An 11,992-nucleotide genomic window follows, 5' to 3' on the forward strand; every position below is an offset into this window, starting at 1 on the left:
AACCTTTATGAAGGATCGACTGGGGTGGTTCGTCAGCATCATCCTATTCATCCTCGTCTTATATCCCTTGGCGGCAGTCATTATTCAAGTACTGCTGCCCGGGGTTTTCTTCGGCAATTGGCAACTTGGGGATCTTGCGCTGCTGCTCGAAATATTCAAGCGTCCCCTATGGCAAAAATCACTCGAAAATTCCGTCGTGCTTGGACTAGGGACAACCGTGCTCGCTACGCTGCTTGGCGGCGTACTGGCAACGATTCGTGCAAGATGGTCATTTCCGACGGCAAAGCTGTTAGACGCATCGGTTTGGCTGCTTATTATTACGCCTTCCTTTATTTTGGCGCAGGGCTGGGTGCTGTTTGCAGCCGGCGGCGGCATTGCCGTGAGCCTGCTTGGCTGGCACTGGGTCACGAGCGCTGTTTTCCAGCCAGCCGGACTTATTTTTATTATGACATTAAGCAAATTTCCGTTCGCTTATTTAAGCGTTCATGCGGCAATGGAGTGGAAGGTTGATCAGCTGTCCCACGCTGCTCGTCTATCCGGCGCTTCGGCTTTTACCGTATGGCGGACGATCGAGGCACCTCTGCTTATGCCAGCCGTCTGGGCTGGAGCAGCACTTGTTTTTATGGACACCATCGGCGATTTTGGGCTTCCCGCATCGATTGCCGCCGTTTATCGTTTTCCAACGCTGCCCTACTCTATCTATTCAGCTATTTATACTTCGCCAATTCGGTTCGATATGGCAGGCGTCCTTTCGTTTTATCTCGTTTTGCTGATTGGCATTGCGATGTTTGTTCAATTTTACGCGATGCGCCGCTCTCGCTTTGATTTCTTATCGGCGCGTGCAGAACGCTCCGTACCGAAACCGGCAGGCAAGCTTGCCGTGCTTCTTACGACACTGAATTTGTTATTTCTTGCCGTAATCATCGGCATTCCGATAGGCGCGAACGTACTCATGTCCGTATTCAAAACCCAGTCAGGCGGCTTGAAGCTAAGCAATCTCACCTTCGAGCATTACCGCGTTTTATTTCATAGCTCAAGCACGCTGCTGAAAGGTTTGTCCCATTCCTTAATGATCGCCGGCATCGCTGCCATGCTTGGTTTAATATTCGGGCTATGCGTCGCTTATGTGCTAACCTATTCGCAGTTCAAGTTCAAACGTACGATTGAGGTATTCTCGATCGTCACGCTTGCCGTACCCGGCGTCGTGCTTGGCATTGGCTATATTTTTGTATGGAATCAAAAATGGCTCGAAGCGATCGGTCTGCTCCTTTACGGCACGCCATGGATTCTTGTGCTTGCCGCCATTGCCGGCGCCATCCCTGTCATTACAAGATTGATGGTAGGCGCAATGGCGAAGGTGCCGCACAGCTTGCTCACAGCCGCACAGCTGCAAGGCGATACGCTCGCAGGTCGGGTCCGCTTCATACTTGTACCGCTCATTCGCGGCGCGCTGCTCTCTGCCGGCCTTGCGGCATTTGGCTCCAGCGTCTTTGACCTCGCGGTCAATTCGATCCTGTTCCCGCCGAACTTCCTTACGCTGCCCGTTACGATCAACAAAGCGTTTGAGGATTTGGATTTCGGTTATGCGTCAGCAGCTACCGTACTTGGATCGGCCATCGTTATACTCATCATTTTGGCGATTGAGCTATTGCTCCGCCGCAAGGAGGCCAAAGCATGACATCGACTGCTATGAAGCAAAACCATTCTCTCTCTGACGAGATTAAGCTTGCAGTTCCGGAAGCTGCGAGGCCACTGCTAACAGCGGATAACCTGACCAAAAGCTATGGCGCTTTCCAAGCGCTCAAAGGAATTTCCTTCGACATGCGCGAAGGTGAGATCATTAGCGTGCTTGGGCCGTCTGGCTGCGGCAAATCGACGCTGCTCCAGCTTGTTGCCGGCTTGTCGAAGCCAGACAGCGGCCAGCTTACGCTGGGCGATGAGGTTATCGCCTCGTCTTCTAGCATGATGCCCCCTGAGAAACGCGGGGTTAATATGGTTTTTCAAGACTATGCGCTGTGGCCGCATATGAATGTCCTCGATAACATCGCTTATGGGCTGCGCAGAAGCAAGATGGCACGGGCGGACATCCAGCAGCGTGTCCAAGAGCTGCTGAGGATGCTCCATCTCGAAGGGCATGAGCATAGGCTGCCGCCCCAGCTCTCCGGCGGCCAGCAGCAGCGAGTCGCCATTGCGAGGGCACTGGCAACAAGGCCAAAGCTGATGCTGCTTGATGAGCCGCTCTCCAATCTCGATATGCGTCTGCGCGTAGAAATGCGTAGCGAGATGGCGTATTTATTCCGCCAGTTAGGCATGAGCGTTTTCCATGTTACGCATGACCCGGAGGAAGCCTTCGCGATGGCTGATCGGCTGCTCATTTTGCGCAATGGACAAATCGACCAGATCGGCACGCCGCAGCAATGCTTTACGCGTCCTGCCAGCCGCTGGGCAGCTTCCTTGCTAGGGGCGATCAACGGCTTGCGCGGCGAAGTCGTAAACGGGAGCAGCGGTACCGCTGTTCGAATCGGCTCGACGCTTATTCACGGCTTGCTCGCACCAGAGCAGCATAACCTGCCTGACCACTCGCAAGCGATCCTCATGTTTCGTCCCGAGGAGACCGAGGTGCTGGAGCGCCATGGCGAAGCAGATCCAGCAGCCGTTCTATCACTAGCTGTACCGCAGGAGCACGCTGAAAATACGCTTTTGCTTCATGTGCTTCACTGTACTTTCGAGGGAAACCGCTGGCGTACGGTCGCACAAACGAGCTGCGGTCAAAAGCTGTATTTGGTGCTTGCGATTCCATTGGAGGCTGGCGAATATGTAACGATTAAGCTTGCCACACGTTCTGCTTTCATTTACCCGAATGAGGAAGAAAGGTAGTCGATTCTTTTGCATAACCCAACTAGAACAAACTCGCGGCTGCTGGCTGTCGCAGATATTCACGGCTATAAAAAAGAGCTGTTGTCTTTGTTGCAAGAGGCAGACTATAACCCGCTTAAGGATCGGCTTATTCTGCTTGGCGACTATATCGATGCCGATAATCCCGCTACTTGGAGCACGCTCGATACGGTTCGCCAGCTTGTAGCCGAAGGCGCAGCAGCCTTGCTCGGAAATCAAGAGCTTCGCCTGCTCGCTTCTACAAAGTCTAGCAAAAAGCTTAGCGCAGGCACGAAGGAATGGCTGCGCAAGCTTCCTTTATATTTCATTCAAGGCCCCTACCTTTTCGTTCATGCCGGCATACGTCCAGGCGTACCGCTGCATCGGCAAAAACCGGCGGATCTTACTGAAATTCGCGACGAATTTATCTATACTTCGTTATCCGAGCAGGACGAGGCACAGCCATACACCATTATTTTTGGCCATACGCCGACCTTTAAGCTGGGCTCCCCCGGAACCCCATGGCATGGTGACCGCCGATTCGCCATCGATACTGGAGCCAAGCATGGGTACCGTTTAACGCTGCTTGATGTCAACAGCAAGTTAAGCTATTCATGCTCAACCTCGCCTGAAAGCCGCGGCAGCGATTTTAGAATCGACCCGCTCACTTCCTCCTCATAAAAAAAGCGCTGCCCGAATTTTATTTACGAGGCTTGCGCTTTTTTTCATATAGCAGATAGGCATCCGTACAATCAAAATCGAGCATGCCTGCATAGGTATAGACAGGAGCATAGTTAATTCACGCTTGGAGGAATGGTTATGTACTCGTCTTTCCATACACATAGATTTGAACCGAATCACTTTCCTAGAGACAATGAGTTGCTGGACATGAAGCAAGGCGATGTGAACGGGGACGGCATACCCGATCATGTTTATTTATTCGGACATAAACCAGATGGACCATCCGGCATATTCGCTGATCAGATTACGCTTGTCATACTGGATGGCTATTCCCAGAAGCGTACAGTCGTTCCTATGCAGAACAATGCAGGCTACAATGCCGCATTGTTTTTAGGTGATTTTGATCAGAACAAAATACCCGATATGCTAGTGAGCATCGACTCTGGGGGAAGCGGCGGATATGGCACCTTCTATATCTACTCCTTTGCTCATAACGAACTTCGCATGTTATTTGATTCAGAAAGCTATAATCAACAATACAATTTCCGTGTCCAATATGAAGACATGTACAAAGTAACCGTATCAAGCCCTCAGCTCGATGTGCTGTTTACGATTGACATAAGCGGCAAAGGCTGCTCCTATTTGTCTGCCTACTACAAGGAGGACGGAAAGCTAAAGAAGCCGCTGCAGGGCGAGGTGCTTGCTTTGGCGGCTTTAAACCCGATTGTGACTGCTGAGAACCGATCATCTTATGATTTACTCGCTCTTCAGCGCATCATCGGCACCACGAACGCAGATACGCTAGGCTACGTTGAAAATCTGCTTACATGGGACAGGAGCCAGTTTATTTCCGCAAGATTATCCGTTGCCATCCTTGGCGCCAAATTAATTTCTCATTTCTAGCCGCCTTCCACTTAAGCAAATTTTATTAATGAATAGCCCAGTCCTCGCCATTTGCTTCTGCATAATATGCTTTAGCCTACAACTTAAGGAGTGATATTGCATGGCATTTATGCCCCCTCCAGGTCCACCAGGTTCGTCTGGACCTTTTGGACCGCTAGGGCCGATAGGACCGTTTGGACCGTTTGGACCACAAGGGCCTCAGGGACCGCAAGGACCGCAAGGACCGCAAGGAGGTCCCGGTATGATGGGACCAACAGCCCCGCCCCCACAGTTCACGCCGCAGCAGCCATCTGCTTCGCTTTTTGCCGTTGACCCTGGCGCGATTTCCGGCTGTCTATTTCGCAACACTTATGTTTGGCTAAATAATGGGCAAAATTTTTGGTTTTTCCCTATCTTTGTAGGGCGTACTTCCGTTGCAGGGTTTCGCTGGTTCGGAAGATCTTGGGGCTATACAGGAATCGATTTGAGGCGAATCAGCTCGTTTACCTGCTTCTAAATAATATGGATTTATCAAAAAAAGTTGCCGTCCAAAAGTAGTATGCTTGTTGGGAAGATAGCTCGCTTTGAATTTAATGTTGGAAGAAATGAAAAAGCGGTACAGGGGCTATTCCTGTACCGCTTTTTTTCTATTCAGGTCTATGGTTGCTTGGCTTATTGAGATTGTGAGCAATCGAAAGTCTCCCCACCTTCAGGCTTGCCTATGGCAAGCTACGAAGCAGGAATCGGCGGGATCCCTGGTTCTTCTGTAGTCTCGGGTTCAATCATTCATGGGGCTGAGCCCTCTTGAGTCAGCAATTACGGGAAAAACTCCCGTTATTTCATGTGTTTCTTGGCAAAAATCGGATTTAGATGGATTTTCTCCCGTTAATATCTCGCTTTTGACCCTATTTCGGTGAAAATGCTCCGAGTAACGGGAGTTTTTCCAGCTAAATGAACGAACTAGCGTCTTATCAGGGAATTAGATGGAGAATTTCCTGTTAATTCCACAAAACTGATTTGAGATAGCCTTTTATTTCAAACTTACGGGTTAGAACAATGAGCGCTGGAATAAGCGAAAAAGCCTGCGGAAAGTAAGGTTAAGGAGCGAATGACAGGAGCTCAGGGTTCTCAGCTAACTGGTTAAAAAATTTCATAGTTAGGAACAAGTAAACGAGCAGCATTGGGAGTTCCCATTCCGTGCGAACACTTGCCCCTTCTTCAATCGTGCTACGCCGATGCGCCGCGAAGCATGCTCTTCATATAACTGCTGCATGCAACGAGGAAATACAGCGTCTGCATTAAAATATAGATGCCAATGACGACAAAAGAATAAAACCAATTGGATGACTCCATCATGTTGTCCAGCGCCTTCATGGCGAACAGCGCGTGAGAAATACCAACAACAACAGGAACGAAAAATACAAAACCTATCTGAGAGACGACGATTTTGCGTATCTCGCCCTTTGTCATGCCGATTCGAGTCAGCGCATTGAACTGTGCCTGATCCTCCTGCAGCTCGGTGAACAGCTTGAAATAAATCATGCTGCCTGACGCGATGAAGAACAGCAGACTAATGAACATTCCGATAAATAAAGTGAGTGCAACCGTTTCCTGCATTTCCTCATAATTCGAAACGCGGCTAAAGTCGATTTGTCCTTGAAGCTCCTCAGGTACGAGCTTCTTCAGCTTCTCCGCTGTTGCAACGGTGTTCTCCCAATCGCTCAGCTCATAACCGTACATCACATACAGCTTTTCTTCCGGTACGCTCGATAGCAGCTTCACAAACGAGAAATCGTCCATGACAAATGTAAAGTAGTTGCTATCCAACCAGTTCATGATCTTAGCATCTATTACCCTGCTGATCTCAAACCTTTCTTCTTTGCCATTGATGCTGCCTTTAACAACGCCTGTGCGTTGTACATCGGCACCATATGGCTGCGCAAGAGTCAGCTTGCCGCTCTCAGGATGGATGCTCGGTTGACCCGTTATATCCGCCAGCTTATTGTAGTCGGTTTCCGAAATGATCAAAGCATCCGAGTCATTTAGGTTGGGTTCATCATTATTCCAACCAATCGCATAGCGGTTAATCAGCACGCCAGCCACTTTTGCTTCACGTACGATACTCAATCCGTCCTCAGTGACGATGCGCTTTAGCTCCGCCGGGTCGATCACCTCATGCGAATTTAAGCCCACTTCACTATAGGCAAGCGAGAACGGCGAGTTCCAAAGCATGCTTTGCTTGCTGCCGATTTGCATAATATAAACGGTACCCAAGGCAGTCATAACGACGGCGCTTAAGATCGATACGGTAAATAGAATACGTGCATTATCTTTGATCTTATAGCCAAGCTGGGCGAACACAATCATATTCGTGCGTTTGTAATAAACCGAGGACCGTTTTTGAATAAAACGAAGCAGCAATATGCTAAGCTGCGTAAAGAGGAAATACGTGCCGATAACGACGGTAACCAAAATGGGCAATGCCAGCACAAGAAAAGTTTCGCTTGTCATTAATATCGCCATGCCGTAAGCAGCGCCAAGGCAAACCACGGCAACGGTCACAAGCCAAGACGAGAAGACAAGCTGTCCCTTTGGCTTCCGGGCCGCTTTCAGCAAATCTATAATTTCCGCACGACCGATTCGAAGCGCCGTCCAAACCGAGATAAGCATGAACAGAACGAAGAAGCCTCCAGCCGTCATAGCTACCGCTTTGATCGGAGCCGCGAACGGAATCGTTTCATTCAAGTTTAATAGCACCGCGAGCGCCATGAAGAACAGCTTGCTGAACAGCATGCCAAGCCCAATTCCGACAGAGATAGCTAGGACTGCAATCGCAGCATTCTCATAAATCACCAGCTTGCGCAGCTGCGCCTTCGTCATTCCAAATAAGGAGAACAATCCAAACTCCTGCTGCCTTGTCTTGAGAAAGGCTGAATTGGAATAGAGCACGAATAGGAAAGAGAAAATGACGATAATGTATTCGCAGAACACCATGCCGGTTCGAATTTTTGAGGCTGCCATAATCTGGCCGTTAGCCACTTCCGGATGGTACAGAAACGCAGCATAAATATAAAAGATCATTACGGAAAACACGCTGCTCAGAAAAAATGCGCTGTACGACCGCCAGTTGCCCCGAATGTTGCTAAGCGCGAGCGAACGGAACGTCATCGAAATTACCTCCCAGCACGCTGAGAGCGTCTAATATTTGTTGGAAAAATGCTTGTCGATTCGAGCCGCGGCGAATTTCAGAGAAAAACTTGCCGTCCTTGATAAATACGATGCGCTGGCAATAGCTCGCTGAGAACGGGTCATGCGTAACCATCAGCACGGTCGCCTTAAACCGCTCGTTCATATCCTTAAGCGAGTCCATGACGTCCTTCGCTGATTTCGAATCCAAATTTCCTGTCAGCTCATCTGCCAGCACGAGCGAAGGCTGATGAACAATGGCTCTCGCAATCGCGGCGCGCTGCTTCTGTCCGCCTGACACCTCATAAGTCCGCTTTTCCAATATCGGCTTAATTTGCAGCAGCTCAGCTAACGGATTTAGCTTCTGTTCAATTTGCTTCGGTGCCATACCCTCCAATACGAGCGGCAAAATAATATTCTCCTTAATCGACAGCGTATCGAGCAGGTTGAAATCCTGAAAGACGAAGCCGAGCTCACGGCGGCGGAATAATGCCAGCTTCTTATCGGTCAGCTTGCTTGGGTTCACGCCGTTAATTTCGATTTGACCGGAGGTCGGCCGATCAATGGTGGACAATAAATTCAGCAGCGTCGTCTTACCGCTTCCCGATGGCCCCATGACGCCAACGAATTCCCCTGCTTCCACCTTTAGTTCAATATCCTCTAATGCTTTATAGGCCACATTTCCTTTACTGCTGTATATTTTGCCAAGTCCTTGTGCTCTTAGTACACTCATTGCTTTGTTCCTCCCCGGATCTGTCTGTATTTGCGCTTCATTAGCCTTAGTATAGACGAGCGGAAGAGGTCGAACCCATCGATTTCCCTTTCAATTGCATGCACTGAACCTTACAAAGTTGTCACTTAATGCCCGTTCGCATCACTTTCGCTGTTTAAAATATGAATGCCCCGCGGCTGGAACGCTACCGTCAAGGTTGTGCTTTCCCCAAGCACCGAAGCTATGTCCATTGCATGTCCCAGCCGGTTGCATACCTGCTTCGCCAAATAAAGTCCCATGCCCGTCGACTCCCCTGCAGTGCGACCGTTCTCTCCCGTGAAGAAGGGCTCGAATACGCGAGGAAGATCATGCGGCGCGATGCCGATTCCTTCATCGGATACCGTTAGCCTGCCTCCTCCGTTGCCATAAGCTTGCAAATGAAAAATAAGCTTCTTCGCGCCCGATTTGCTTTTGCTGTATTTGATCGCATTGCTCACGAACTGGTTTAATACAAAGGTCATCCATTTCTCGTCCGTCTCTACAGTGAGCTCCCCATCTATACGCGGAAATATCGAGTGGCGGATACACAGCTTTTTGTGCGCATTGATAACAGTACGTACAAGCTCATGCAGCGCTGTCTGCTTCACGTGAAGGTCAATCTCAAACTTGTCCAGGCGCGCCGTATAGAGCATCATTTCCAGTCCGCGCGTCATCCGGTCCGTCTCCTCCTGTACGCTTAGCGCAAGCTGCTTATGCTCGGGCTGCAAAGCTTCCTGAGCCAGCAGGTCGATAACCGAAACGGGCGTCTTCATATGATGCACCCATTGGAGCACAAAATGATTATGCAGCTCCTGCTGGCGGCGATACTTGCCCAGTTCGTTCAAATAAGCGCGGCTCTGCTCCTCCAGCATTTTGGCGACGAGCTTCTGTTCCTGCGTAATGGTAGCTTGCACGATGGTTGTCGCCTGAAGCTCTTCAGACCGTTCAATGGCGTCAATCAATTGCTTGAAATAGGCACGCTGGCGCAAATAGTCGACCGCAAGCCATACCCCAAGAAAAAATAAAGCAAGAATGACAAAGTAATAAATGGTTCCCAGCGCGATAAGGCCGGGATAACGCTCCCGCTCGAGCAGCAGCATAGAGATCGACAATGAAATAATTAATAAAGCCATAAAAATAAACAGCAGACGGTCACGCAAAAATAACGCCAGCGACAGGCCTCTCATCGCGGCGTTTCCTCGCATCGTGCTAACGTCAGCTTATACCCATGTCCGCGCACCGTCTCGATCGCTTTCGGCAATCCAAGCTCTTCAAGCTTCTTGCGAAGTCTCGTTACATTAACGGTGAGCGTATTATCATCGACAAACTGCACGACATCCCACAGCGCCTCCAGCAGCTGCTCGCGGGAGGCTACTTCGCCCGGATGCTTCATTAAGCATTCAGCAAGCAGCTGCTCGTTTTTGGTCAGCTCGACACGCTGCCCTTTCCATTCAAGCTCATTCCGGTTTAAAAAAAGCCGGAGGCCGCAAGCTGTTAGTTCGCCATGCGCACCAGCGCCCGTTTCAACTGCTGCTGCCACAGCACCCGCATACTCCCCGTATGCGCGTCTTAGCACGCTTTTCACTTTCGCCATCAATAAGTCTAAATGAATAGGCTTCGTTATGTAATCATCCCCGCCGTTCTCAATGGCCATGACCTGATCCATTTCACCCGCGCGAGCCGATATGAAAATAATGGGCATGCTTGAGCGGGCGCGAATTTGCCGGCACCAGTAATAGCCGTCGAAATACGGCAAATTAATGTCCAGCAGCACCAAATGCGGCGCAAACGCCTCGAGCTCCGGCATGATTTCCCGGAACTGCGTGACGGCTGCCGCTTCAAAGCCGTACTTATCCATATTGTTTTTCAAGATGGAAGCAATCTTGTCGTCATCCTCAACAATAAAAATGCGATACATGAATTTCTCCCTTCACGATTTTGGTTTACTGAGAATAAGGACTGCCGGATCAGACCATCGCATGGTCATCACCTATCATTAGCTTTATCATTTCCTTCATCCTCCGCTGCCCCATTTGAAACATAATGCTGCCATTTCCACACTATTATAGCTTATATTTGCGGTTCGAGCAGTAGGCTCGCCAGTTCATTCGTTAGGATGGACGCTAACTCAAGCTCATTGGTTAGGTAGCTTTGGGAAGAACGTCTGCCGATCAGCTGGACGCTATGCTCTTGCTTTATATGTCAGGGAATTCCCTGAATTATGCTAAGCAATACTCCCCTCGGCCTTCTCATGGCAAACAAAAAAGAGAAGCCCTTTTACAGGCTTCTCTTATGACGGTGTTTGATCGTTCGAGTCTCTTCCATCTAACACTTCACATTATTAAGATAACTTGGGCACCGCTTATTTACTTTCCGGTTTTAACGGATCGCTTTCAGCGTGTGTGTTCAGAAGTGCTCTGCGACACAACCCCTCGCTTTCATAAAAGCTAAGTGATTAAATAAGTTCCTCCTGCAGCCCTAGCACCAAATGGTCCAACGGAACCACACCTCTCTTCACACCGTCAACACTATCTTGCACGCAATCAGCCGACCTTATACATCGTTTTTCTATACAGCTGAAACTTCTTTTTTCGTCTCATGGGCAGCGCTCTTTTGTTCCGCTTCTTTTTCGTGGATCATATAAATGGTCTCGCCTGCAAAAAAAACGATAACCAAGCCAATGACAACCATCATTTTGATCGTCGTCGCTTTATTTCTTTTCATCATCTCATTATTTTCCGACTTCAAAGTCCGGGTACACTTGTCCTTGTTAGCGGTGCTCTCCGTTTGGCCGCAAGAACAGCTTACGGGTGAGTGAAACGAATAGCCCTGCGAGGTAACGCTGTATTGATCGGCTTGAACGGTATGCTTCCTGCCGCATGATGAACAACCTACCTCGATAAATTGTCTATAATCATGAATAAATGTCATGTGCTGCCAGCCCCCAAAGATGATTGATTAATAGACTTGAAGCGAAAAAACAAACAAAAAAAACTTCCGGAATGCATATGTAATCATACGCATTTCGGAAGATGCCTATACTAGCAAGTATTAACACTCACCCGCTGCAGCCGGTTTGCCTGCATCGGCAGCTGTACGGAATGATGAACCGCAGCCGCATGTTGCGCTGGCGTTCGGATTTTCAATCGTGAAGCCGCCGCCCATCGCGGATTCTTTAAAATCGATAACGAGACCGTTCAAATATTTGATGCTGTCCTCGTCTACGACAACCTTAAGTCCATCCATATCGAGTGCTTTGTCTCCATCATGCTGCTCATCGTCAAAGCCCATTCCGTAGGAAAAGCCGCTGCAGCCGCCTTCCTTAACGCCAATTCGCAAGAAGAGCTCTGGTCCGCCTTCTTCAGCGAGCATTTCTTTTATTTTGTCAGATGCCGTGTCACTGATCGTGATCATGCTACATCCCTCCGTTTATCCGAATAATGATTCGATTGCACTCACTTCACTTACTTATTTGTAGTATACTCCAGTTTGTTCCGTTGCTCAAGAGCAGCCTGCCCAACTACTCATTTTCCAATTTATGGTCAATGAATCACTTTTGTTATTGCCCATGTTACGTATGAGGTTTATAATAGTTACAGCTTCTTTAAACGGGAAAGA

The 11,992-nt window shown here is 49.1% G+C and carries 11 protein-coding genes; 5 read left to right on the top strand and 6 right to left on the bottom strand.

Features of this window, described 5'->3' with window-relative positions:
- Window positions 1-7 precede the first annotated feature (7 nt).
- From AC1TPC_RS00535 to AC1TPC_RS00555, 5 genes are all read left to right on the top strand, one after another.
- Window positions 8-1,678, top strand: a complete 1,671-nt coding sequence (locus tag AC1TPC_RS00535; RefSeq protein ID WP_482064930.1) for an ABC transporter permease — start codon at window positions 8-10, stop codon at window positions 1,676-1,678.
- Window positions 1,675-2,877 (top strand): ABC transporter ATP-binding protein, encoded by a 1,203-nt coding sequence (locus tag AC1TPC_RS00540; protein ID WP_482064931.1) that lies wholly within the window; start codon window positions 1,675-1,677, stop codon window positions 2,875-2,877. The genes AC1TPC_RS00535 and AC1TPC_RS00540 overlap by 4 nt, the downstream gene beginning before the upstream one ends.
- Before the next feature lie 9 nt (window positions 2,878-2,886).
- Window positions 2,887-3,555, top strand: coding sequence for a metallophosphoesterase (locus AC1TPC_RS00545; RefSeq protein WP_482064932.1), 669 nt, complete (start codon window positions 2,887-2,889; stop codon window positions 3,553-3,555).
- Between the two features lie 138 nt (window positions 3,556-3,693).
- A complete protein-coding gene (locus AC1TPC_RS00550; RefSeq protein WP_482064933.1) occupies window positions 3,694-4,458 on the top strand; it encodes a VCBS repeat-containing protein in 765 nt (254 codons plus the stop codon).
- Between the two features lie 100 nt (window positions 4,459-4,558).
- Window positions 4,559-4,954, top strand: a complete 396-nt coding sequence (locus AC1TPC_RS00555) for a collagen-like protein (protein WP_482064934.1) — start codon at window positions 4,559-4,561, stop codon at window positions 4,952-4,954.
- Between the two features lie 710 nt (window positions 4,955-5,664).
- On the opposite strand, the gene AC1TPC_RS00560 is transcribed toward AC1TPC_RS00555, so the two are convergent.
- The 6 genes from AC1TPC_RS00560 to erpA form a co-directional block, all read right to left on the bottom strand.
- The gene (locus AC1TPC_RS00560; protein ID WP_482064935.1) at window positions 5,665-7,605 is read right to left on the bottom strand and encodes an ABC transporter permease; all 1,941 of its coding nucleotides are present in this window, start codon (window positions 7,603-7,605) and stop codon (window positions 5,665-5,667) included.
- Complete coding sequence (locus tag AC1TPC_RS00565) at window positions 7,580-8,356, bottom strand: ABC transporter ATP-binding protein (RefSeq protein WP_482064936.1); 777 nt, start codon at window positions 8,354-8,356, stop codon at window positions 7,580-7,582. The genes AC1TPC_RS00560 and AC1TPC_RS00565 overlap by 26 nt, the downstream gene beginning before the upstream one ends.
- 125 nt (window positions 8,357-8,481) lie before the next feature.
- Window positions 8,482-9,561 (bottom strand): sensor histidine kinase, encoded by a 1,080-nt coding sequence (locus tag AC1TPC_RS00570; RefSeq protein ID WP_482064937.1) that lies wholly within the window; start codon window positions 9,559-9,561, stop codon window positions 8,482-8,484.
- Window positions 9,558-10,292: a winged helix-turn-helix domain-containing protein gene (locus AC1TPC_RS00575; protein WP_482064938.1), complete on the bottom strand. Its 735-nt coding sequence runs from the start codon at window positions 10,290-10,292 to the stop codon at window positions 9,558-9,560. The genes AC1TPC_RS00570 and AC1TPC_RS00575 overlap by 4 nt, the downstream gene beginning before the upstream one ends.
- A 650-nt stretch (window positions 10,293-10,942) precedes the next feature.
- Complete coding sequence (locus tag AC1TPC_RS00580; RefSeq protein WP_482064939.1) at window positions 10,943-11,305, bottom strand: hypothetical protein; 363 nt, start codon at window positions 11,303-11,305, stop codon at window positions 10,943-10,945.
- 120 nt (window positions 11,306-11,425) lie between these two features.
- On the bottom strand, window positions 11,426-11,788 hold the full coding sequence (erpA, locus tag AC1TPC_RS00585) for an iron-sulfur cluster insertion protein ErpA (RefSeq protein WP_482064940.1): 363 nt from the start codon (window positions 11,786-11,788) through the stop codon (window positions 11,426-11,428).
- Window positions 11,789-11,992: the final 204 nt, after the last annotated feature.

It is taken from the genome of Paenibacillus sp. Y280 (assembly GCF_056786335.1).